Genomic DNA, 23,510 nt, shown 5'->3' with positions numbered 1-23,510 from the left:
CCCCATATGGCACGCTTCCACCCGCTGACCGTCACCGATGTCAAGCGCGAGACGCGCGACGCGGTGGTCATCACCCTTGCCCCCCGCGACGAGGACCGCGCGCTTTTCGATTTCACCCAAGGCCAGTATCTGACCTTTCGCCGCGATTTCGACGGCGAGGAACTGCGCCGGTCCTATTCGATCTGCGCCGGTCTGGACGAAGGCTGCCTGAAGGTCGGCATCAAGCGCGTCGATGGCGGCGCCTTCTCGACCTGGGCCAACGAGAACCTGGCCCCCGGCGACGAGATCGAGGCCATGCCGCCGATGGGCAAGTTCCATACCCCGCTGGACCCCGATGCCGCCCGGCAATACCTGGGCTTTGCCGGCGGTTCGGGCATCACCCCTGTCCTGTCGATCATCAAGACCGTGCTGGCGCGCGAACCGGCATCGCAGTTCACGCTGGTTTATGCCAATCGCCAGATCAACAGCATCATGTTCCGCGAGGAACTCGAGGATCTCAAGAACCTGTATCTGGGCCGGCTGTCGATCATCCATGTGCTGGAACAGGAGGGGCAGGAAATCGACCTGTTCACCGGCCGCATCGATGCCGACAAGCTGGCCGGGCTGTTCCGCAGCTGGATCGACCCCAAAAGCGTCGATGTCGCCTTCATCTGCGGGCCGGAACCGATGATGCTGGCGATCGCGGCGGCGCTGCGCGACCATGGCTTGCGCGACGAACAGATCAAGTTCGAGCTCTTTGCCTCGAGCCAGCCGGGCCGGGCCAAGGCCCGCGCCGTCTCGCGCGAGGCGGTGACGCCCGGCACCGGCACCCAGGCCACGGTGACGCTGGATGGCGCCACCCGCAGCTTCGAGATGCCGCGCACCGGCGAAACCATCCTGGATGCCGCCATCGCCAACAACATGGACGCACCCTATTCCTGCAAGGCCGGGGTCTGTTCCACCTGTCGCTGCAAGGTGCTCGAGGGCGAGGTCGAAATGGCCATCAACCACGCGCTCGAGGATTACGAGGTGCGCGCCGGTTACGTCCTGTCCTGCCAGGCCTATCCGCTGAGCGACCGCGTGGTCGTCAGCTATGACGAATAAGGGGAACGGCTCATGTCCGACACGATGAACCTTGACGACTACCTGGCGCAGGGCGGGGTGCTGACCGCGCCCGGCAACGTCCCGGCCCGCTACCGCGGCGAGCTGATGCGGCTGATGTCCTCTTTCGTGGACAGCGAACTGGCGGCGTCGGCGGGCTTCGCCGATTCCATCAACTTCGCCCCCGGCATCAAGGAACGCATCGCCGCCAGCGTCATCACCCTGGAAAAGGCCGATCATGCCGGCCAGGTGCTGGAGGTAATGGGCGATTTCGGCACCGACATGGCGCGGTATCAGGCGGCGCATGACTGGGCCGCGCGGGTGGACCGCGACGCCGACCTGGGCAGCGCCCGCCTGCCCGGCGACATGCGGCTGTCGGTGCTGCATTACCCGATCATCGGCTGGACCGATGCGGTGGTGATGAACGTGTTGCAGGGGCTGGCGACCGGGGTGCAGATGACGGAACTGACCCGCGTGTCCTATGGCCCGCTGGCCGAGGTGTTCCGCCGCATCGCCCCGCGCGAGGCGCGCCATGCCGAACTGGGGCTCGAGGGGCTGGAACGCATCGTCGCCAGCGACGAAGGCCGCGCCGAGGCCCGCGCCGCGGTGGCCTATTGGCGCCCGCGCGTCGCCGCCGGCTTTGGCATCGCCCATTCCGACCGCTACCAGACGCTGGCGCGCTTTGGCCTGCGCCACCAGCCGAACGAGGTGCTGCTGGCGCGCTGGCAGGCGCTGGCCGACGAACACCTGGCCGCGCTTGGCCTGTGACGGGTCCAGGCCCCGCGATCCACAGGGGTGCGGCCGCCGGTCGCGCCCGTCATGAACAGCATTGGAAGGAAACGCCATGACCGCCACGGCCTCGGCCCCGCGCCGTCTTGAAAGCTATGTCTGCGGAAGCTGGACCCCCGGCACGAAAGAGGGTCAGGCGCTTCTGGATGCGGCGACGGGCGACCCCGTCGCGCTGATCGATTCCACCGGCCTCGATTTCGCGGCGGTGCTGGAACACGGCCGCACGACCGCCGGACCCCGGCTGCGCGCCATGTCCTTTCACGAACGCGCCGGCATGCTGAAGGCGCTTGGCCTGGCGCTGATGGAGCGCAAGGAGGAATTCTACGCCGAAAGCCTGCACACCGGCGCCACCCGCACCGACGGCTGGGTCGATATCGAAGGCGGCATCGGCACCATGCTGACCTTTGCCTCGAAAGGGCGGCGGGAACTGCCCAACACCCGGGTGCTGACCGATGGCGAGGTCGAGCAGCTGTCGCGCGACGGCAGCTTTGTCGCCCAGCACATCCTGACGCCGCTGGAAGGCGTGGCGGTGCATATCAACGCCTTCAACTTTCCGATCTGGGGGATGCTGGAAAAGATCGCGCCGACTCTGCTGGCCGGCGTGCCCTGCATCGTCAAGCCGGCCAGCCAGACCGCCTATCTGACCGAATTGTGCGTGCGCCGGATCATTGATACCGGCATCCTGCCCGAAGGCGCGTTGCAGCTGATCTGCGGCAGCGTCGGTGATCTGCTGGATCATGTCACCGAACAGGACGCGGTCACCTTTACCGGCTCGGCCTGGACGGGGCGCAAGCTCAAGACCCATCCGGCGGTGATCGCCAATTCCGTGCGCTTCACCATGGAGGCCGACAGCCTCAATGCCTCGATCCTGGGGCCGGATGCGGTGGCGGGCACGCCGGAATTCGACCTGTTCGTGCGCGAGGTCGCGCGCGAAATGACCGTGAAGGCCGGACAGAAATGCACCGCCATCCGCCGGGTGATCGCACCGCGCGGCCAGGTCGATGCGCTGGTCGCTGCCCTGGGCGAGCGGCTGGGCAAGACCCAGCTGGGTCTGCCGGGCGATGAATCGACCCGCATGGGGCCGCTGGCCAGCCTGGACCAGCGCGCCGAGGTGCGCGAGCGCATCCGAGACCTGCAGGCGGTGGCCGAAATCGTCGCCGGCGATCCGGGGGCGGTGCGGGTCGGCTCGGGCGATGCGGAACGCGGGGCGTTCCTGAACCCGGTGCTGCTTTATGCCGAAAACCCGCATCAGGCCGATGCGGTGCATGAGGTCGAGGCCTTCGGCCCGGTCTCGACTGTGCTGCCCTATGACGATCTGGACGAGGCGGTGGCGATGGTGCGGCTGGGCAAGGGCTCACTGGTGTCGTCGGTCTTTACCGACGATGCCGATGTCGCGCGTCGGGTGGTGCTGGGCGTGGCGCCCTGGCACGGGCGGGTGCTGATCGGCAACCGCGATTCGGCCAAAAGCTCGACCGGGCACGGCTCGCCCCTGGCGCCGCTGGTCCATGGCGGACCGGGCCGCGCCGGCGGCGGCGAGGAAATGGGCGGCATCCGCGGCGTCAAGCATTACATGCAGCGCACCGCCGTGCAGGGCACGCCGCGGCTGTTGTCGGCAATCACCGGTCGCTGGATCGAGGGCGCCCCGGTAAATCACGACATCCACCCATTCCGCAAATCGCTGGCCGAGCTGCGCATCGGCGATCAGCTGATCACCGCGCGGCGCACCGTCACCGACGAGGATGTCGAGCACTTCGCCCATTTCACCGGCGACACCTTCTATGCCCATATGGACGAGGCCGCGGCCAGGGCGAACCCGTTCTTCGACGACCGGGTGGCGCATGGCTATCTGATCGCGTCCTTTGCCGCCGGGCTGTTCGTCGAGCCGAACCCCGGCCCGGTGCTGGCCAATTACGGGGTGGACAACCTGCGTTTCCTGACGCCGGTCTATTTCGGCGACAGCCTGCAGGTGCGGCTGACCTGCAAGGAGATCAACCCCCGCGCCAATGCCGAACATGGCGAGGTGCGCTGGGATTGCCAGGTCACCAACCAGAAGGGCGAGGTGGTGGCGCAATACGACGTGCTGACCATGGTCGCCAAGCAATGGCCCCCGGCCCCGGCCGCGACATGAGCCGCGTCTATTCCTGGGACGGCATCGTGCCGGTCATCGACCCCGATGCCTTCGTGCATCCCGAGGCGGTGGTGATCGGCGATGTCATCATCGGCGCCGGGGTCTATGTCGGACCGGGTTGCGTGTTGCGGGGCGACTTCGGCCGCATCACCCTGCATTCCGGCTGCAACGTGCAGGAAACCTGCGTCGTCCATGCCTTTCCGGGCAAGGATGTGGTGGTCGAGGAATCGGGCCACATCGGCCATGGCGCGGTGCTGCACGGCTGCCATATCGGCCGCAATGCCATGGTGGGCATGAACGCGGTGGTCATGGACGAGGCGGTGGTCGGCGAAAACACGATCATCGCCGCCATGGCCTTCGTCAAGGCCGGGGCCCAGATCCCGCCCGGCGTCCTGGCCATGGGTTCGCCCGCGCGCGTAGCCCGATCCCTGACCGCCGAGGAAATCGACTGGAAGCGGCGCGGCACCGGCGTCTATCAGCAGCTGGCCGTCGAGGCCCGCCACAAGCTGGCGCCGGCCCAGCCCCTGGCCGCAGCCGAACCCGACCGGCCGCGGGCGCAGGCGCCGCGCTATGATCCCTTGGTGCTGGAGCGGCGGCAGTTCAGCGAACGGCCTTGATCCCTTCCAGGATCAGGGTGGTGGCGACATCGGCGTAATCCTCGCGCGTGATGCGCCCGCCGTCGCGAAACCACATGTAGACCCAGTTCATCATGCCGAACAACGACATGGTGACGGGGGTCAGCAACGGGCGCTGCGGATCGTCCAGATCCGGGTTGATTTCGCGCAGCACCGCAGCAAAACGCCGCACGATCCTGCGTTCGATCGCCAGGATCTCGGCCTTCTGCCCCTCGGCGAGGGCCGGGGTGGCATTCAGCTGGACCTTGTGTTCGTTGTCGGCGCCCTTGTAGCATTCCAGCAGGCTTCCCACCAGCCGGCGCAAGCGCTGCGAGGGCGGCAGCCCGGGATCGTCGGCTTGCTGAATGACGGTATCCAGTTCCTGCAGATGGGTGATGATGATGGCAAAGATCAATTCGCCCTTGCTGGGATAATAGTGATAAAGCAGCGCCTTTGACACCTGCGCATGCGCGGCGATCTGGGCCATGGACGCCTTTTCCATGCCCTGTTCTGCAAAAACCTCGGCAGCGCTGTGCAAAAGCACGCGCTGCTTTTCCTCGAAATCGGTTGCCCGTGTCCGAGCCATGAAATCCTCGTAACTGTGAATCTGCCCCAAGGGGTCAAATGCGAACAGGCAAGGGGGGCACATTGGCCCCCTTTGCCCCCTTAACCGTTTTCCTGACGCTTGTCATGACCGTGCGATGCCGTGACGCAGAGGCGCACGGTTTTGCGCAGCGGGCTACTCCTTGGGGCGGTTGTCGACCACCCGCTTGGCCTTGCCTTCCGACCGCGCCATGCTGTTGGGATCCTTGACCTCGACCTTGGTCGAGACGCCGACCACGCTCTTGATGTGATGGGCCAGTTCCTTGGCCGATTTGGCGCGCGCGGCCTCGTCGGTCATGTCCGGGGTGCATTCGACATGGACGGTCATGTTGTCCATGCGGCCAGCGCGGTTCAGTTCGATCTGGAAATGCGGGGCAAGTCCTTGGCATTTCAGGATCTGTTCCTCGATCTGGGTCGGAAAGACGTTGACGCCGCGCAGGATGATCATGTCGTCTGACCGGCCGGTGATCTTTTCGATGCGCCGCATCGAGCGTGCGGTGCCGGGCAGGATGCGTGTCAGGTCGCGGGTGCGATAGCGCACCATCGGCAGGGCTTCCTTGGTCAGGGTGGTAAAGACCAGCTCGCCCATCTCGCCATCGGGCAACACTTCGCCGGTCACCGGGTCGATGATCTCGGGGTAGAAGTGATCTTCCCAGATGTGCAGCCCATCCTTGGTTTCCACACATTCCATGGCGACGCCGGGGCCCATGATCTCGCTGAGGCCATAGATGTCCACGGCATGCATGTTGAAGGCTTCCTCGATTTCCTGGCGCATGGCGTTCGTCCAGGGCTCGGCGCCGAAGATGCCGATTTCCAGCGAGCTTTCGCGCGGGTCCAGGCCCTGGCGGCGGAATTCGTCCAGGATCGACAGCATGTAGCTGGGGGTGACCATGATGATGCGCGGCTTGAAGTCGTTGATCAGCGTGACCTGACGTTCGGTCATCCCGCCCGAGATCGGCACCACCGTGCAGCCCAGCCGTTCCGCCCCGTAATGGGCGCCGATGCCGCCGGTGAACAGGCCATAGCCATAGGCGTTGTGCACCATGTCGCCCGGCCGGCCGCCCGCGGCGCGGATCGAGCGCGCGATCAGGTTGGCCCAGTGGTCGATGTCGGCGGCGGTATAGCCCACCACCGTGGGCTTGCCCGTGGTCCCCGACGAGCCGTGGATGCGCACCAGCTTGGACTGGGGCACCGCGAACATGCCGAACGGGTAGGTGTCGCGCAGATCCTGTTTCACCGTAAAGGGAAACTTGGCGATGTCCTTCAGGGTCTTGAGATCCTCGGGGTGGACATCGGCCTCGATGAAGCGCTTGCGGTAGAAGGGGGAGTTCTCGAAAGCGTGCTTCAGCGACCGCTTCATGCGGTGAAACTGCAATGCCTCGATTTCATCGCGCGAGGCAATCTCGATCGGGTCGAGGTCTTTTCTGGATGGGGTCAGGTCTTGCATGGTTTCCTCCCTTGCGACGCGGTGGCGGACCTCAGTCCGGCAGATGGGTTCCCTTGACGGTGCGCGAATGGCCACGGAATTCGGCCACATGCTCGCCGTTCTGGTTGGTGACGCGGACGTCGTAGATGCCGGACCGGCCGCGGCGTGACACCTCGGTCGCGGTAGCGGTCAGCCGGTCGCCGATGCGGCCGGGAATCAAATAAGTGATCGAACAGTGCTGGGCGACGGTCACCTGATTGTAGGTATTGCAGGCAAAGGCAAAGGCGCTGTCAGCCAGGGTAAAGATATAGCCGCCGTGGCAGTTGCCGTGGCCGTTCGACATCGCGGTGCCGATGTTCATGGACAGCGTGGCCTGTCCCGGCGCGATATGGTCCAGCCGCATGTTCAGCCGCTGGCTGGCGCTGTCGTCGTTCCACATGGCCTTGGCCGAGGCTTCGGCCAGTTCCTGCGGCGTCATTTCGGATGCGGGTTTCATTGGCCACGGAACTCCGGCTTGCGTTTTTCAAGAAATGCGGTGACGCCTTCGGCATAATCGGCGCTGCGGCCGGCGCGCTGCTGGTTCTGGCGTTCCAGTTCCAGCTGCTGGTCAAGGCTGTTGGTCGCAGCGGCCTGGATCATCTGCTTGGTCAATCCAAGCCCCAGCGTCGGCCCAGCCGCCAGTGTGCGCGCCAGCGCCGTGGCCTGGTCCATCAGCTCCTCATCCGCGACCGCCTTCCAGATCAGCCCCCATTCGGCGGCGGTGGCGGCGGGCAGCGGCTCGGCCGTCAATGCCAGCGCCTTGGCGCGCGGCTCGCCCAGGATGCGCGTCAGCAGCCAGGAACCGCCCGCATCCGGGACCAGTCCGATCTTGGAAAACGCCTGCACGAACTTGGCCGAGACAGCGGCCAGCACGATATCGCAGGCCAGGGCGATATTGGCACCTGCACCGGCGGCCACACCGTTCACGGCACAGATCACCGGCTTGTCCAGACTGCGGATCAGCCGAATCGTCGGGTTGTAATAGGTTTCCAGCGTGTGGCCCAGGTCTGGCGGCTCGCTCGCCTTGCGCGGATCGCGATCGCCCAGATCCTGACCGGCGCAGAAGCCGCGCCCCGCCCCAGTCAGCAGAACGGCGCGAATCGCGCTGTCCTGGTGCGCGTTCTGCAACCCGGATTGCAGCGCCAGATGCATGTCGGTGTTGAAGGCATTCAACTTGTCCGGCCGGTTCAGCGTCAGTGTCAGAACGCCATCGGTTACAGACTTCAGGACGGTTTCCGTCATGTTTCAGCTCCCCTTCCCGCAGGTTGCGGGCTCCCCTTGCATTTTTTTGTTGCATAAACCGACCGGCCGGTCAATGATATTCTCATCAAGCGAGGGAGGACGCTTTGACCGGCTTTTTCGAACGCCATCGGCCAATGCTGGATGCGGCTGTGCAAGCATTGCACAATCGCGGCTTCTGGACACCATTCCCTGAAGTTCCCAGCGGCAAAATCTATGGCGAATCGGCGCGCGAGGATGGTGCCGCGGGCTTTGCCGCGCTGCGCGGCCAGGAATTCGACCTGCCCGGACACCCGCAGCAGGGGCGGCTGGGCACCGAGATCTCGCCCTTTGGTGGCGCGCTGAACATCACCTATCCGGCGGCCGAGCCTGATTCGCTGATCGCCGCCGCGCTGGCCGCCGCCCCCGCCCTGGCCGAGGCCAGCCCCGAACAGCGCGTCGGCGCCTGTATCGAGGCGCTGGTGCGGCTGAATCGCGACAGCTTCCTGATGGCCAATGCGGTCATGCACACCACCGGCCAGGCCTTCGCCATGGCGTTTCAGGCCGGCGGGCCCCATGCCCAGGACCGCGCGCTCGAGGCGGTGGCCATGGCCTGGGACGAGATGACCCGCTTTGCCCCGCAAGCGCGCTGGGAAAAACCGCAGGGCAAGGCCGCGCCCATCGTTCTTGAAAAGCACTGGGCAATCGTGCCGGTCGGTGTGTCGCTGGCCATCGGCTGCAACACCTTTCCGACCTGGAACAGCTATTCGGGCATCTTTGCCAGCCTGGCGACCGGTAACCCGGTGATCGTCAAGCCGCACCCGGCCGCGATCCTTCCGCTGGCCCTGGCGGTGCGCTGCCTGCGCGAGGTTCTGGTCGAGGCCGGCTTGCCCGCCGATTCGGTGCTGCTGGCCGTCGATCGGCCGGGGGCGGAGATCACCAAGCGGCTGGCCACAGACCCGGCGGTGCGGCTGATCGATTATACCGGCTCGAACGGTTTCGGGAACTGGCTGCGCGAACATGCGACCCAGGCGCAGATCTTCAGCGAAGAGGCGGGCGTGAACACCGTCACCATCGCTGCGACCGACGACTTCGCCGGCATGTGCGCCAATCTGGCATTCTCGCTGGCGCTGTATTCGGGCCAGATGTGCACCGCGCCGCAGAACATCTATGTGCCGCAGTCGGGCATCGACACCGATCAGGGCCATCAGAGCCCCGATCAGGTCGGCCGCGCCTTGGCCCAGGCGGTCAATGATCTGCTGTCCGACCCCGCCCGCGCCGCCGGCGTCTGCGGCGCCATTGCCAACCCGGCCACCCTGGCGCGAATCGAGACCGTGCGCGGCCGCGGTCGCATCCTGCGCGATTCGGCGCCCGTGGGGCAGGGGCGGACCGCCACGCCGCTGATCCTGGCGCTGAACGACGGCGATCCTCTGGCCGAAGAGGAATGTTTCGGCCCCATCGCCTTTGTCATCACCGTGGCCGATGCCGATACCGGAATCCGCCGCGCCGCCGAGCTTGCCCGCCGCAAGGGGGCGATCACCGCCGCGCTTTATGACACCGACGAGGCGCGCATTGCCCGCGCCGCCCGTGCCTTTGCGGCGGCGGGGGTGAACCTGTCCGTGAACCTGACCGGCAATATCTATGTCAATCAGTCGGCGGCCTTCAGCGACTTTCATGTCACTGGCGCGAATCCTGCCGGAAATGCCAGTCTGACCGATACCGCCTTCGTGGCGGGCCGATTCCGCCGCGCCATGTGGCGCCGGCCGGCCGCTGCGTGACCGACTTGCCTGAACATCACATACTCTGGGAGGAGACCAAGATGCAGAAGATCCTGACCACGACCCTGCCCGCGGCGCTGCTGGCGCTTGGCATGGCGGGCACCGCCAGCGCCGAACTGAAGATCGGCGCCTCGATTTCCGCCACCGGCCCCGCGGCCTTTCTGGGCGACCCCGAGGCCAAGACCCTGGAAATGCTGGTCGAGGAAGCCAATGCCAAGGGCGGCATCAACGGCGAGCCGGTCAAGCTGGTGCTTTATGACGACGGCGGCGACGCGAACAAGGCGCGCACCTTTGCCACCCGCCTGATCGAGGATGACGAGGTGCAGGCGATCATCGGCGGCACCACCACCGGCACCAGCATGTCGATTCTGGCCGTGGCCGAGGATGCGGAAATTCCCTTCATCTCGCTGGCCGGCGCCATCGACATCATCCAGCCGGTCAAGCCCTTCACCTTCAAGACCCCGCATACCGACCGCATGGCCTGCCAGAAGATCTTCGAGGACATGCAGAAGCGTCAGATTTCCAAGATCGGCATGATATCGGGCACCGACGGCTTCGGCGCCTCGATGCAGGCCCAGTGCAAGGATGTCGCCGGCGACTACGGCATCGAGATCGTCGCCGACGAAACCTATGATCCCAAGGACGCCGACATGACGGCGCAGCTGACCAAGATCAAGAACGCCGCCGGCGTGCAGGCGGTGCTGAATCCCGGCTTCGGCCAGGGCCCGTCGATCGTCACCCGCAACTACAAGCAGCTGGCCATCGACCTGCCGCTCTATCAGTCGCATGGCGTGGCCTCGGACGGGTTCATCGAACTGGCGGGTGCCGATGCCGCCGAGGGCGTGCGCCTGCCCGGCACCGCGCTGCTGGTCGCCGACCAACTGGCCGACGACGACGTGCAGAAACCGGTGGTCACCGCCTACAAGGCCGCCTTCGAGGGCAAGTACAAGATGCCGGTCGGCACCTTCGGCGGCTATGCCCATGACGGTTTCGCGCTGCTGGCCGATGCGGTGACGCGCGCCGGCTCGACCGAGCCGCAGGCGATCCGCGACGCGCTGGAACAGACCAAGGGCCTCGCCGGCACCACTGGCGTCTATACCATGTCGCCCGAGGATCACCTGGGCCTCGACCTCAGCGCCTTCCGCATGCTCGAGGTCAAGGACGGCAAGTGGACGATCGTGGAATAAGCGCGTCCGGCCCCCTGGTCGTCGGGGGGCCGATCCTGCCCGCTCAGGGCGATCCCAGCCAAAGAGCACGAGATGTCTGAACTTCTGCAATTCCTGTTTTCAGGGCTGACGGTGGGCGCGGTCTATGCACTGGTCGCGCTTGGCTTCACGATCATCTTCAACGCCTCTGGCGTGGTGAACTTTGCCCAGGGCGAATTCGTCATGCTGGGCGGGATGATTACCGTCTTTGCCCATGCGGCGGGCCTGCCGCTGCCGCTGGCGGCGCTGATTGCCATCGTCCTGACTGCGGCGGTGGGGGTGGCGCTGAACCGCCTGGCGATCGAACCGGCGCGCGGCGCCCCGGTGGTGTCGCTGATCATCATCACCATCGGCGCCTCGATCTTCATCCGCGGCGCGGCGCAGCTGATCTTCGACAAGCAGATCCACAGCTTTCCCGCCTTTTCCGGCACCGAGCCCATTCACGTGCTTGGCGCCACGATCCAGAGCCAGAGCCTGTGGGTGATCCTGGGCGCGCTGGCGGTCTTTGTCGGGCTGTGGCTGTTCTTTACCCGCACCCTGCTGGGCCGCGCGGTGCTGGCCACATCGAACAACCGCCTGGCCGCGCAGCTGGTCGGCATCAACACCAATTTCGTGATGACGCTGAGCTTTGCTCTGTCGGCCGCCATCGGCGCCTTTGGCGGCGTGCTGGTGACGCCGATCACGCTGACCTCTTATGACGTGGGTCTGGCGCTGGCGCTGAAGGGTTTCGCGGGGGCAATGCTGGGGGGCATGGGCAATCCCAAGGGCGCCTTTGTCGGCGGCCTGCTGCTGGGGCTGCTGGAGGCGCTGACCGCCGGCTATCTGTCGTCGCAATACAAGGACGCGGCGGCCTTCGTGGTCATCCTGGCGGTGCTGTTCTTCATGCCGCAGGGCCTGTTCGGCAGCAAATCGACGGAGCGCGTGTGATGCGATTGTCCCAAAAACACACCACCTTGCTGGTGATGGCGGCGCTGATCGCGCTGGCGCCGTTCTTCTTCCCCTCGGGCTACTATTTCCGGGTGGGGTCGCTGATCTTCGTCAACGCGCTGGCGGTGACGGGCATCGTCATCCTGATCGGCTATGCCGGCCAGATCAGCCTGGGCCACGCCGGTTTCGCCGGCATCGGCGGCTATGCCTGCGCGCTGGCGCCGGTGCATTGGGGGCTGCCGCCGGCGCTGGCGGTGGTGCTTGGCGCGGCGATTTCGGGGGTGCTGGCCTGGCTGGTCGGCCGCCCGATCCTGCGGCTGAAGGGTTATTACCTGGGCGTCGCCTCGCTGGGTTTCGGCATCCTGGTCGCCATGATCCTGAACAACGAACGCTGGCTGACCAAGGGGCCGGACGGCATCGACGTGCCCGACCTGGGGCTGCGCGGCCTGCTGGGCGACATGGGGTTGAAGATGTCCAGCGGCGAATTCTGGTATGGCTTTACCGGGCTGGCGCTGCTGATCGGTGCCTGGCTGGCGCTGAACCTCTATCACAGCCCGACGGGGCGGGCGCTCAGGGCGCTGCACGGGTCCGAGATCGCCGCCGGCACGGTGGGCATCGACGTGGCGCGGGTCAAGCTGCAGGCCTTTGTGATCTCGGCCGTCTATGCCTCGGTCGCGGGCTCGCTGCTGGCGATGCAGAACAAGTTCATCACCCCCGATGTCGCCGGCTTCATGCATTCGATCGAAATGGTGACCATGGCGGTGCTGGGCGGTGCCGGATCGGTGCCGGGCGCCATCCTGGGCGCGGGCATCCTGACGCTGCTGCCGCAGGTGCTGACCGTCTTTGCCGATTACGAACAGCTGATCCTGGGTCTGGTGATGATGCTGGTCATGATCTTCCTGCCCGAGGGCCTGGTGCCCTCGATCCTGCGCAAGTTCCGGGGGAAAGACGAATGAGCCTTTTGCAGATCGAGGGCCTCGGCATCAGCTTCGGCGGCTTGCGCGCGGTCAATGACGTCAGTTTCAAGGTCGAGCCGGGCGAGATCGTGTCGGTGATCGGCCCGAACGGTGCCGGCAAGACCACGCTGTTCAACATGATTTCGGGCGTCTATCGCCCCGGGTCGGGCAAGGTGTCGCTGCTGGGCGAGGATGTGACCGGCATGGCGCCGTTCCGCCTGGCGCAGCGCGGCATGTCGCGGACGTTCCAGAACCTGCAGATCTTCCAGAACATGACCGTGCTGGAAAACGCCATTTCCGGCTTTCACCTGCAGGAGCGCGGGCCGGTCATCGCCGATCTGTTCAACCTGCCGTCCTCGCGCCGGCGGGCAAAGGCGGCCGAGGCGGGGGCGCGCCAGCTGCTGGCCCGCGTCGGGCTGGAACGCGCCGCCGACCGCGAGGCGGGCAGCCTGTCCTATGGTTCGCTCAAGCGGCTGGAGATCGCCCGCGCGCTGGCGATGGAGCCCAAGGTGCTGCTGCTGGATGAACCCGCCGCCGGCTGCAACGCCGTCGAGACCGAGGAAATCGACCATCTGATCGCCGAGGTCGCGGCCTCGGGCGTGGCCATCCTGCTGGTCGAACACGACATGAAGATGGTGATGCGCATTTCCAATCACATCGTGGTGCTGGACCATGGCGAAAAGATCGCCGAGGGCGCGCCCGCCGTGGTCAGCCGCGATCCCGCGGTGATCGCCGCTTATCTGGGAACGGAGGTTGCCGATGCTGACGGTTGAAGGCTTGCGCTCGCGCTATGGCCGTATCGAGGTGCTGCACGGCATCGACCTGACGGTGGAATCGGGCGAAATCGTCACCGTGGTCGGCGCCAATGGCGCCGGCAAGACGACGCTGCTGCGCTGCCTGTCCGGGGTGCAGCCGGTATCGGGCGGCAGCATCACCTTTCGCGGCGAGGATCTGGCCGCGCTGCCGGCGTTCCGGCGGCCGGGGCGCGGCCTGACCCAATCGCCCGAGGGGCGGCAGATCTTCACCAACCTGACGGTCGAGGAAAACCTGCGCCTGGGCGCGTTCCTGTTCAATGACGACCGGGTCGATGCCGATATGCAGGATGCGTTCCAGATGTTCCCGATCCTGCGGGAAAAGCGCAACCTGGCGGCCGGCGGGCTGTCGGGCGGCCAGCAGCAGATGCTGGCCATGGCGCGGGCGCTGATGGGGCGGCCGTCATGTCTGCTGCTTGACGAACCCTCGATGGGTCTGGCGCCGATCATCGTGCAGCAGATCTTCGACGTGGTCAGCGGGCTGAAGGCCCTGGGGGTCACTGTGCTGCTGGTCGAACAGAACGCCTTTGGCGCGCTGAAGATCGCCGACCGCGGCTATGTCATGGAAACCGGCCGCATCACCATGCAGGGGCCGGCCGCCGAGCTGATCGCCGATCCGCGAATCCGCGAAGCCTATCTGGGGATATGAAATGTCGGTCGTAACCATCGAAAAACAGGACGATCTTGCCGTCGTCATCGTGGACAACCCGCCGGTCAACGCGCTGTCGCAAGCGCTGCGCCAGGGGCTTTGGGATGCGGTGGCGACGCTGGACGCCGATCCCGATGTGCGGGGGGTGGTGCTGATCTGTGCCGGGCGCACCTTTATCGCCGGGGCCGATGTCACCGAATTCGGCAAGCCGCCGCAGCCGCCGCATCTGCCCGATCTGGTCGCCCGGATCGAGGCCGCGGCCAAGCCCTGGGTCGCCGCCATCCATGGCTCGGCCCTGGGCGGCGGGCTTGAGGTGGCGATGGGCTGCCGCTTTCGCGTGGCGCTGACGCAGGCGACGCTGGGCCTGCCCGAGGTCGGTCTGGGTATCGTGCCCGGCGCTGGCGGCACCGTGCGCACCCCGCGCCTGATCGGCGTCGAGGCGGCGGTGGACCTGGTGACCTCGGGCCGACCGGTAAGCGCGGCCAGGGCGCAGGCGTTGGGGCTGGTCGATGCGGTGATCGAGGGCGACCTGCGCCAGGGGGCGCTGGATTTCGCCCGCCAGGCGTTGGCCCGGCCGCTGCCGGCGCCGGTGTCGGCCCGCCCCGTCGAACCGCCGCCCGCCGATTTCTGGGCCGCGCAGCGGGCTGCGATCGCCCGATCCGCGAAGGGGGCCGCCGCGCCGCTGCGGGCGCTGGACTGTCTGCGCAAGGCGGTCGAGGCGCCCTTTGATGCGGCAATGGCGCATGAACGCCAGACCTTCCTGGATCTGCGCGGCTCGGACCAGGCGGCGGCGCTGCGCCATGTGTTCTTTGCCGAGCGTGCCGCGCCCCGGCCGGCAGCCTTGCGCGATGTCGCGCCGATGGAGCTGCGCCATGTCGGCGTCGTCGGCGGCGGCACCATGGGGGCGGGGATCGTCGCCGCCCTGCGTCAGGCGGGCCTGCCCGTCACCCTGATCGAACGCGACACCGAGGCGCTGGCCCGTGGGCTGGACAATCTGGCCGGCATCTTTGCCGGCGCCGTCAAGCGTGGCAAGATGCCCGAAGCCCAGGCCCGCGCCCTGCAAGACGGCGTCACCGGCAGCACCGACTATGCCGCCCTGGCCCCGGCCGATCTGGTGATCGAGGCGGTGTTCGAGGAAATCGGCGTCAAGCGCGCGGTGTTCGAGCAACTGGCGCGCCATTGCCGCGCCGATGCCATCCTGGCCACCAACACGTCCTATCTGGACCCGCGCGACATCGCCCGCGATCTGCCCGGCACCGACCGTTTCATCGGCCTGCATTTCTTCAGCCCGGCAAATGTGATGAAGCTGCTCGAGATCGTGCCGATCCCCGAAACCTCTGCGCGGACGCTGGCCACCGGCTTTGCCCTGGCACGGATGCTGAAGAAAATTCCTGTTCAATCCGGTATTTGCGAAGGGTTCATCGGCAATCGCATCCTCAAGCGCTATCGCGCCGCGGCCGAGGCGCTGCTGCGCCGCGGGGTGCCCATCGCCGCGGTGGATGCCGCCATGCGCAACTATGGCTTTGCCATGGGCCCGTTCGAGGCTCAGGATCTGGGCGGCCTGGACATCGCCTATCTGCAACGCGAAGGCGCGCGGGCAGCGGGGCGCGATGTGCCTGAAACCCTGGGCGACATTCTGGTGCGCGCCGGCCGCAAGGGCCAAAAGACCGGCGGCGGCTGGTATGACTACGTCCCGGGCGACCGCAAGCCCCAGCCGTCGCCCGCAGTCGCAGCATTGCTGGCGGGCCATGTCGGCCCGGCGGCAGAGATGCCCGCGCAAGAGATCGCCGATACCTTGGTCGGCGAAATGGCGGCCGAGGGCCAGGCGATCCTGAACGAGGGCATCGCAGGCAGCGCCGCCGACATCGATCTGGTGGAAATCCATGGCTATGGCTTTCCGCGCTGGCGCGGCGGCCCGATGTTTGCCCAGGGCAGGAAATCTTCCTGAACAAAGACTTGTTCAGGAATCCTTGACAATTTCGAGGCCAAGTCATCCGGCGTCGGCCGCATCAGCGGCTCCCAGGCGCCGGAACAGCGCCACCAGCAGCCCGGCACCGGCCACCAGCGCGACCCCGGCCATGGCATGGGCGCGCAGGTCGTGGCCGGTGGTTCCGGCCTCGGCCGCCAGCAGGAAACACATGTTGGCATCCAGGCCAAAGGGCGCCGTCCGGGGATGCGCCCGCAGCAGCGCGCCCGCCGCCACGAAGGCCAGGGCCAGGACCACCGTCAGGCCCAGCGTATGGTCAGGCAGGGCCTGGTCCAGGGCGCGATAGCCCACGGCCGCGACCACGCCAATGGCAGCCCCGGCCGGCAGATAGCGCAGCAGCGGCTGCGGCTGTCGGCTGGAGCCCAGCAGCAGGCTGAATATGCTCAGCGCCATGGCTGCGGCGATGCCCGGCGCACCCCCCAGTGCCAGCATGGCAAGGCAGCCCAGCCCCGAGGCCGCCATCACCAGCAGCGCGTGCAGCGGCACGGTGCGCAGGCGCGCCGGCGGCAGGGGTGGCGGCGGCTGCTGTCGGCGCGGCGTGAACAGGAAGGTGATTGCGGTGACCGCCAACACCCCGATCACCGTGCAGGCGATACGGTCCAGGGCCAGGGCGGTGGCGTCCACGGGATGATCCAGCGCCGGGATCAGCACCACCGCCACCGTGATCGCCGCCAGAAGCACGCCATAGCTGTAGACGCCGCCGATCCAATAGGTCAGCACCGTGCCAAGCCCCAGCGACAGCAGCAGCACCGTCACCACGGCCCAGGGATAGCCCAGCCAGACCAGGGCAGCCCAGCCCACCGCCGCCCCGACGCCGGTGCCCAGCAACCGCAGCACCGCCCGCAGCAGCAGATCCTGGCGATGCGGTTGCGCGACCACCCAGACCGGCATCGCCGCCCAATAGGGGCTTTGCAGCCCCAGGGCCACCGCCAGCATCAGCGCCAGCGCCGCGGCCGCGAACAGCTGCGCGGCGCGAAACAGCCATGCCTGACGGTCGCTCATCTGTCTGCCCCATTCCGTTCGCGCCTCGGCATGGCCGCGCCCTTTCGTTGAACGAAGCCGCGGACCTAGCCGGCATCGCCCCCCCAGCAGCCGCGCGCAGTTGGCGGTGATCCAAGCACGCGCGTGCTGGATGAAGGTCTTGTGCAGCTGCGTCCGCTCGGTCCCGTCGCTGACCAGCACGCCCAGCCGCATCGGCCGCGGCTGCCCGGCCAGCGGCACAAAGCGCATCGGCCGCCCGTCGGGGGCGATATCGCGCAGCGGCCGGACATTGACGATGGAATAGCCAAAACCGTTGGCCACCAGGCTGCGCATCACCGACATGTCCCGCGTGCGCTCGGCGATATTGGCGCGCAGGCCCTGCTTGACGAAAAAGGAAAGGAAGTAATCGGCGCTGAAGGGCAGGTCCAGCAGCACCATCGGCAGCGGCGCCAGCTGTTCGATCGAAACCTCGGCGAGCTGCGCGAGCGGATGGCTTTCGCCCATCGCCACCAGCGGCGGCAGCTCCAGGATCGGGAAAAAGCGCAGGTCGGTCGGCAGGTCCAGGTCATAGGTCAGCGCCAGGTCGATGCGGGCCTGGCGCAGCAATCCGAACAGTTCGGCCTGATCGGCCTCGACCTGAGAGATGCGCACCTCGGCGTAATCTTCGATGAAGCTGCGCCGCAGACCCGGCAGCATGATCTGCGCATGATCCAGCAGCTTGCGCACGGCCAGGGTCGGCGTCAGCCCCTGCGCGTGATAACGCACGAACAGCTTGACGCCCAGTTCCTCCTCAAGCTGCGAAATCCCGGCCGAGATCGACGGCGAGGATACGTTCACCTGCTGCGAGGCCGCGGCAATGCTGCCGGTTTCGCCCACCGCGACGAAATATTCCAGTTGTCGCAGCGTATCGCGCAAAGGCATGGCAGCGTCCCGTTCGGCCCCGGCCATGGTGTCCCAGCCGGTCATCCGTTTCAATCGGCTTGCAAATCCCACGGTGGCCACCTGTCCCTTTGGTCAGGCCCGCCGGCGCCACAACCGCGAATTAGCCGGTTTAGGCTTTGCCTAACCGCCGCTTCCGCAAAGCCTGCTTTATCGAGGCCGGGCATTGCCCGCTTATGCGCAGGAACGTCACGTCATGCGGGGAGGGTGGGCGCGGATGGTTCATCATGCGATCGAAGTCGTCGGGGTCTCGAAACGGTTCGGCAGCTATCAGGCGCTGAAGTCGATCAGCTTCGACATCCGCGCCAATGAATTCTTCACCATGTTGGGCCCTTCGGGCTGCGGCAAGACCACCTTGCTGCGCATGCTGGCGGGGTTCGAGACCCCCGACAGCGGCACGATCCTGCTGAACGGCAAGCCGGTCGTTGACATCCCTCCGCACAAGCGGCGGGTGAACACGGTGTTTCAAAGCTATGCGCTGTTTCCGCACATGACCCTGGAACAGAACATCGCCTTCGGCCTGCAAAACCTGGGCTGGGACCGCAGCCGCATCCGCAATCGCGTGGGCGAGATGCTGGACCGCGTGCATATGGCACAGTTCGCCACCCGCAAGCCGGCGCAGCTGTCGGGCGGCCAGCGCCAGCGCATTGCCCTGGCCCGCGCCCTGGCCCCCGAGCCCGAGGTCTTGCTGCTGGACGAGCCGCTGTCGGCGCTGGACCTGAAGCTGCGCCAGGCCATGCGCGACGAATTGCGGCTGTTGCAGCGCGACACCGGCATCACCTTCGTCTTTGTCACCCATGACCAGGAAGAGGCGCTGGACATGTCCGACCGCATCGCTGTTCTGGGGGCTGCGAAATCCAGCAGCTGGGCACCCCGACCGAGATCTACGAAGAGCCGGTGAACCGCTTTGTCGCCGATTTCGTCGGCGAAACCAATTTCCTACCGGTCGAGGTTCTGGCCGCCCATCCGGGGCAGGCGACCGTGCGCACACCTTTCGGCCAGGTGATGCGCGTGCCCGCGCCCGCCGGCATCGTCACCGGACAGGCCACGCTGTCGGTGCGGCCCGAAAAGGTCAACCTGGGCGATCAGGCCCCGGTCGGCGCCTTTCAGGCGACCGTGGTCAACAAGAACTACATGGGCGGCTATACCCATTACCTGCTTTCGGCGCATGGCGTGGAGCTGCGCGGGTCGCGGCGCAATGCCTCGCGCGACGGCGATGCGATCCAGGTCGGCAGCACGGTTCCCGCCGGCTTCAGCGAAATCTCGGCCCGGGTTCTGGCGGCATGACCGAGATGGCGCAACACATCGCCCTGAAAGACGCGGCGCCAGCGTCGCGCCCGCGTTTCTGGCACAACCTGCCCTTCTGGGGCCTGCTGCCTGGCTGGCTGCTGATGGGGTTCGCCCTGCTGCCGCCCATCGCCATCATCGCCGCGGTGTCGCTGGCCAGCCGCGGCGCCTATGGCGGCTTCGAATGGGATTTCAGCCTGGCCGGCTATCGTCAGATCCTGTTCGTCGAAGGATGGAGCGGGCAGACCGAATTCACCGGGCAATATCTGGTCATCATCCTGCGCACGCTGATCCTGGCGGGCATCACCACGCTGCTGTGCCTGCTGGTGGCCGTGCCGGTCGCCTATTACATCGCCGGCCAGTCCCCCACGCGCAAGGCGATCCTGGTCTATCTGATCACGCTGCCGTTCTGGGTGTCGGTGATCCTGCGCGTCTATGCCTGGATGATCATTCTGGGACGCGACGGCACCCTGATCGAGGCCGCCCACGACCTGTATGGCAACCGCTGGCTGACGCTCAGACGGGTAATCCTGCCGCTGACGGCACCGGGGTTGGTTTCCGGGGCGATTCTGGTGTTCGTGCCCTCGCTGGGCGCGGTGCTGGAACCCACGCTGATGGGCGGCGGCAAGCAGATGATGATGGGTTCGCTGATCCAGATGCAGTTCACCAGCGCCCGCAACTGGCCCTTTGGTGCCGCGATCGCCATCACCTTGCTGGTTTTCGTGATGATCGTGCTGATCCTCAGCGCGCGTCGCGCCACGTCGAAGGAAACCACCGCATGAAAACGCGCCACGATGTCCGCCGCTATCCCGGCCTGGGACCGCCGCGCCTGGTGTTCTTTCTGTATCTTTACGCGCCGCTCGGTGGTGATTGCCTATTCCTTCAACGAAAACCGCATCGCCGGCGTGTGGACGCGGTTTTCGTTCAAATGGTATGGCGCGGCCCTGAACCACGCCCCTCTGGTGGGGGCGCTGAAAACCTCGCTGATCGTGGCGGCGGTGGCGACGCTGATCCTGTTTTCGCTGATCGTCGCCCATTCTGCCTTTTGCACGCCCTTTGCCTTTCTGACGATCCGCGCCCGGCTGCAGGGCATGTCGCTGGATTTCGAGGAAGCCGCGACCGATCTTTACGCCTCGCGCTGGAAGACCTTTCGCCGGGTCACGCTGCCGCTGATCCTGCCGGACCTGTTTGCCGGGGCGCTGCTGGTCGCGGCGCGCGGCCGGGCCGACCGGCTTTGACCCCAACAGGAAACCGCCAACAGGAGAGCCCCATGAAATCCCTTGTCACCGCCACCGCGCTTGCGCTGTGCCTCAGCTCGGCCGCCCAGGCCGAAGGCAAGCTGAACCTGTATGTCTGGGCCGATTCCGTATCCCCGGCGCTGATCGAGAAATTCTCGCGCGAACATGAAGTCGAGGTCCATGTTGACGGCTACACCTCGAACGAGGATCTGCTGACCAAGCTGCAGGCGGGTTCGTCGGGATATGATGTCGTCACGCCATCGCAGCATTTCCTGCGGATCATGATCGACCAGGGCCTGCTTGAAAACTATGGCGCCAACCAGCTGGCGGCCTTTGACAACATCGACCCGCGCTGGCGCAACCAGTGGTGGGACGAAGGGCAGGACTATTCCATTCCCTTTGCCTATGGCACCGCCGGATTTGTCGTGAACACCGATGTCTACAAGGGCCCGACCGACAGCCTGCGTCACTTCTTCGAGCCCGAGGGCGATCTGGTCGGCAAGATCGCGATGCTGTCGCAGCCCGACGAGGTGATCGGCGCCGCGCAGCTTTATCTGGGCATCCCCTTCTGCACCGAAAACCCGGACGAGATGAAGAAGGTTCTGGACCTTTTGCAGGCGCAGAAACCTGCGGTCGCCGTCTATAGCGGCGACAACATCGCCAGCCGCCTGGCCTCGGGCGAGGTCGCGGCGCATTTCTGGTGGGACGGCGAGGAATTGCGGGCCCGTGATGGGGGAGCCCCGGTCAAGATGGCAATGACCAGCGAAGGTCTGGTCGGCTGGATCGACAGTCTGGCCATCCCCAAAGGGGCGGCCAACCGCGAGAATGCAATCAAGTTCATCGAGTTCATCTCGCAGCCCGAAAACGCCACCGAACAGATGAACTTCTATGCCCACAGCTCGCCGATGATGCTGGTGGCGGACAAGGTTGTCTATACCAGGGAAAAGGCGCCCGAGCTTTACCCCGAGGTGCCGGTGCAGTTCTCGCGCACCTGTTCGCCGGCGGCGCAGGACCTGGTCACCCGGGTCTGGACGCAGCTGATGCAGTAATGCCCCGCCATCGGCGGCACCCGGCCGCCGGTCGCCGGACCTGCCCCGGATGAAAGGCAAGCCATGACCGCCGATCTGCTGATCGTGAACGCACGCACCCGCCCGATGTTCGCCGCCGCCGGCACCACCGCCCTGGCGGTGGCCGACGGCCGCATCCTGGCCCTGGGCAGCGACGCCCAGATCCGCGACCTTGCCGGGCCGCGCACCCGGATCATCAATGCGGGGGGGCGCGAACTGATGCCCGGCTTTGTCGAAAGCCATCTGCACCTGTTCATGGGCGGCGCCACGCTGGCGATGCTGAACCTGGGCAGCTGCTTCGGCTTCGATCAGGCGCGGGCGGCCTTTCGACGCTTCATCGACGACAATCCGGGCGACGAGATCCTGTTTGCCTATGCCGTGAACTACACCATCTTCGGCGAGGATCGCCGCCCCGACCGCCATCTGCTGGACGCGATCTGCGCCGACCGGCCCATCGCCCTGCTGGCGACCGACCTGCACTGCGCCTGGGCCAATACCTGCGCGCTGCAACAGGCCGGTATCCTGCAGGGCGGCGATGTGGGGCCAGGATCGGAAATCGTCCTTGGCGCCGACGGCCTGGCCAGCGGCGAATTGCGCGAATTCGCCGCCATGCAGAAGATCAGGGAACTGTCGCGGCTGCGTGGCCGCGACGGGCTGGACTATGCCGGCGGCGGCGCCGTCACCGCGGCCGACCGCGCCCATGACCAGGGGCTGATCGCACGGGCCGGCGATTTCTGCGCCCGCCATGGCATCACCAGCGCGGTGAACATGGACGGGAACGCCTATCAGGCCGGCTTGATGCGCGATCTGGCGCTGGCCGGGCAGATGCCGGTGCGCGTCAGCCTGCCCTTGCGTCTGGTGGCGGCCGACGGGCCCGAGGGGGTGGCCCGCATCGACGATTTCGGCCCCGAGGTGCCGGGCTGGTTGCGCTTTGGCCGCGTCAAGCTGTTCATGGACGGGGTCTATGACACCTGGACGGCGCTGACGGTCAGCGACTATCCCGACCGGCCGGGCTTCCGGTCCGAGCCGCTGATCGCGCCGCCGGTGTTTGATGCCATCTGCATCGAGGCCGACCGCCGCGGGCTGCAACTGGCCACCCATGCGGTGGGCGATGGCGCGGTGCGCGCCACCATAGACGGTTACGCCGCCGCGCGTCGCGCCAACGGTGCCCGCGATTCCCGCCACCGGATCGAACATATCGACACCATCCACCCCAGCGACCTGGACCGGCTGGCACCGCTGGGCATCGTCGCCTCGATGCAGCCGGTGCACCCGCCCGGCTCGGCCGGGCTGCCGCTTGAGCCGACCACCACCATCATGGGCCGCGACCGCTGGCCCACCGCCTTTGGCTGGCGGATGATCCTGGACCGGCAGGTGCCGCTGGCCTTTGGCACCGACTGGCCGGTCTCGCCGCTGTCGCCGCTTTACGCGATCCATTGCGCCTTGACCCGCCGCCCCTGGGCCGCCGACATGCCCGACCAGCGCATCAGCCTGGAGGAATGTCTGCACGCCTATACCCTGGGCGGCGCCCATGCCGATTTCGCCGATCACCGCCGGGGCAGCCTGCGGCCCGGCCAGGATGCCGATCTGGTGCTGATCGACGGCCGGCTCGAGGATCTGGCCGATAGCGCCAGCGCCGCCGGCATCGCGCTGACCGTCTGCGGCGGGCGGGTGACGCATCGGGCGATCTGACCCGCGTCACGGACGGGGGATGCGTGACAGGCTGGGCCGGACGGGTCCGGTCGGGGCGACCGAGGTGGGAAGCCCCGGGGTCCGCTGACAGGATA

General features: G+C 66.7%; 20 protein-coding genes and 1 pseudogene. 16 read left to right on the top strand and 5 right to left on the bottom strand.

Annotation, left to right across the window (positions count from 1 at the left end):
* The first annotated feature begins 6 nt into the window (after positions 1-6).
* The 4 genes from paaE to GB880_RS15505 all read left to right on the top strand — a co-directional run bounded on the left by paaE (position 7) and on the right by GB880_RS15505 (position 4,614).
* Entirely contained in the window at positions 7-1,083 is a 1,077-nt protein-coding gene (paaE, locus tag GB880_RS15520; protein WP_154493241.1) for a 1,2-phenylacetyl-CoA epoxidase subunit PaaE, read from the top strand.
* Between the two features lie 12 nt (positions 1,084-1,095).
* Positions 1,096-1,848: a Phenylacetic acid catabolic protein gene (locus GB880_RS15515; protein ID WP_154550607.1), complete on the top strand. Its 753-nt coding sequence runs from the start codon at positions 1,096-1,098 to the stop codon at positions 1,846-1,848.
* A gap of 76 nt (positions 1,849-1,924) precedes the next feature.
* The gene (gene paaZ, locus GB880_RS15510; RefSeq protein WP_154550606.1) at positions 1,925-3,997 is read left to right on the top strand and encodes a phenylacetic acid degradation bifunctional protein PaaZ; all 2,073 of its coding nucleotides are present in this window, start codon (positions 1,925-1,927) and stop codon (positions 3,995-3,997) included.
* Positions 3,994-4,614, top strand: coding sequence for an acyltransferase (locus GB880_RS15505; protein ID WP_154493243.1), 621 nt, complete (start codon positions 3,994-3,996; stop codon positions 4,612-4,614). The genes paaZ and GB880_RS15505 overlap by 4 nt, the downstream gene beginning before the upstream one ends.
* Here the strand turns inward: GB880_RS15505 and GB880_RS15500 are convergent.
* The 4 genes from GB880_RS15500 to paaG all read right to left on the bottom strand — a co-directional run bounded on the left by GB880_RS15500 (position 4,598) and on the right by paaG (position 7,921).
* Positions 4,598-5,197, bottom strand: a complete 600-nt coding sequence (locus tag GB880_RS15500; protein WP_154493245.1) for a TetR/AcrR family transcriptional regulator — start codon at positions 5,195-5,197, stop codon at positions 4,598-4,600. The genes GB880_RS15505 and GB880_RS15500 overlap by 17 nt on opposite strands.
* A gap of 153 nt (positions 5,198-5,350) precedes the next feature.
* The gene (gene paaK, locus GB880_RS15495; RefSeq protein WP_154493247.1) at positions 5,351-6,661 is read right to left on the bottom strand and encodes a phenylacetate--CoA ligase PaaK; all 1,311 of its coding nucleotides are present in this window, start codon (positions 6,659-6,661) and stop codon (positions 5,351-5,353) included.
* Positions 6,662-6,692: 31 nt separating this feature from the next.
* A complete protein-coding gene (gene paaI / locus GB880_RS15490; RefSeq protein WP_154493249.1) occupies positions 6,693-7,136 on the bottom strand; it encodes a hydroxyphenylacetyl-CoA thioesterase PaaI in 444 nt (147 codons plus the stop codon).
* Positions 7,133-7,921 (bottom strand): 2-(1,2-epoxy-1,2-dihydrophenyl)acetyl-CoA isomerase PaaG, encoded by a 789-nt coding sequence (gene paaG / locus GB880_RS15485; RefSeq protein ID WP_154493251.1) that lies wholly within the window; start codon positions 7,919-7,921, stop codon positions 7,133-7,135. Before paaG ends, paaI begins: the two co-directional genes overlap by 4 nt.
* Positions 7,922-8,025: 104 nt before the next feature.
* Between paaG and paaN the strand changes: the two genes are divergently transcribed.
* From paaN to GB880_RS15450, 7 genes are all read left to right on the top strand, one after another.
* A complete protein-coding gene (gene paaN, locus GB880_RS15480) occupies positions 8,026-9,675 on the top strand; it encodes a phenylacetic acid degradation protein PaaN (RefSeq protein ID WP_154550605.1) in 1,650 nt (549 codons plus the stop codon).
* 41 nt (positions 9,676-9,716) lie between these two features.
* Complete coding sequence (locus tag GB880_RS15475) at positions 9,717-10,862, top strand: ABC transporter substrate-binding protein (RefSeq protein WP_154493253.1); 1,146 nt, start codon at positions 9,717-9,719, stop codon at positions 10,860-10,862.
* 72 nt (positions 10,863-10,934) lie between these two features.
* The gene (locus tag GB880_RS15470; protein ID WP_154493255.1) at positions 10,935-11,807 is read left to right on the top strand and encodes a branched-chain amino acid ABC transporter permease; all 873 of its coding nucleotides are present in this window, start codon (positions 10,935-10,937) and stop codon (positions 11,805-11,807) included.
* The gene (locus GB880_RS15465; RefSeq protein WP_154493257.1) at positions 11,807-12,763 is read left to right on the top strand and encodes a branched-chain amino acid ABC transporter permease; all 957 of its coding nucleotides are present in this window, start codon (positions 11,807-11,809) and stop codon (positions 12,761-12,763) included. Before GB880_RS15470 ends, GB880_RS15465 begins: the two co-directional genes overlap by 1 nt.
* A complete protein-coding gene (locus GB880_RS15460; RefSeq protein ID WP_263467462.1) occupies positions 12,760-13,536 on the top strand; it encodes an ABC transporter ATP-binding protein in 777 nt (258 codons plus the stop codon). The genes GB880_RS15465 and GB880_RS15460 overlap by 4 nt, the downstream gene beginning before the upstream one ends.
* A complete protein-coding gene (locus GB880_RS15455) occupies positions 13,523-14,224 on the top strand; it encodes an ABC transporter ATP-binding protein (RefSeq protein WP_154494641.1) in 702 nt (233 codons plus the stop codon). Before GB880_RS15460 ends, GB880_RS15455 begins: the two co-directional genes overlap by 14 nt.
* Position 14,225: 1 nt before the next feature.
* Positions 14,226-16,172, top strand: a complete 1,947-nt coding sequence (locus GB880_RS15450; RefSeq protein WP_263467461.1) for a 3-hydroxyacyl-CoA dehydrogenase NAD-binding domain-containing protein — start codon at positions 14,226-14,228, stop codon at positions 16,170-16,172.
* Between the two features lie 42 nt (positions 16,173-16,214).
* Here the strand turns inward: GB880_RS15450 and GB880_RS15840 are convergent, their stop codons facing one another.
* Positions 16,215-18,185 (bottom strand): FUSC family protein, encoded by a 1,971-nt coding sequence (locus tag GB880_RS15840; protein ID WP_327077768.1) that lies wholly within the window; start codon positions 18,183-18,185, stop codon positions 16,215-16,217.
* A gap of 163 nt (positions 18,186-18,348) precedes the next feature.
* Here GB880_RS15840 and GB880_RS15895 point away from each other — a divergent pair.
* The 5 genes and pseudogenes from GB880_RS15895 (at position 18,349) to GB880_RS15410 (ending at position 23,415) form a co-directional block, all read left to right on the top strand.
* Positions 18,349-19,418: pseudogene (locus GB880_RS15895) on the top strand (ABC transporter ATP-binding protein).
* Positions 19,415-20,200 carry an ABC transporter permease gene (locus GB880_RS15425; RefSeq protein WP_229774467.1) on the top strand — a complete coding sequence of 262 codons (786 nt, stop codon included), beginning with the start codon at positions 19,415-19,417 and terminating at the stop codon, positions 20,198-20,200. The pseudogene GB880_RS15895 and the gene GB880_RS15425 overlap by 4 nt, the downstream one beginning before the upstream one ends.
* 12 nt (positions 20,201-20,212) lie before the next feature.
* Positions 20,213-20,656: an ABC transporter permease gene (locus GB880_RS15420; protein WP_229774466.1), complete on the top strand. Its 444-nt coding sequence runs from the start codon at positions 20,213-20,215 to the stop codon at positions 20,654-20,656.
* 32 nt (positions 20,657-20,688) lie between these two features.
* The gene (locus GB880_RS15415) at positions 20,689-21,705 is read left to right on the top strand and encodes an extracellular solute-binding protein (RefSeq protein ID WP_154494334.1); all 1,017 of its coding nucleotides are present in this window, start codon (positions 20,689-20,691) and stop codon (positions 21,703-21,705) included.
* 63 nt (positions 21,706-21,768) lie between these two features.
* On the top strand, positions 21,769-23,415 hold the full coding sequence (locus tag GB880_RS15410; RefSeq protein WP_154494333.1) for an amidohydrolase: 1,647 nt from the start codon (positions 21,769-21,771) through the stop codon (positions 23,413-23,415).
* Positions 23,416-23,510: the final 95 nt, after the last annotated feature.

It is taken from the genome of Paracoccus sp. SMMA_5_TC, from assembly GCF_009696685.2.
Classification (GTDB): domain Bacteria; phylum Pseudomonadota; class Alphaproteobacteria; order Rhodobacterales; family Rhodobacteraceae; genus Paracoccus.
This window is presented reverse-complemented; position numbering and strand designations above follow the sequence as displayed.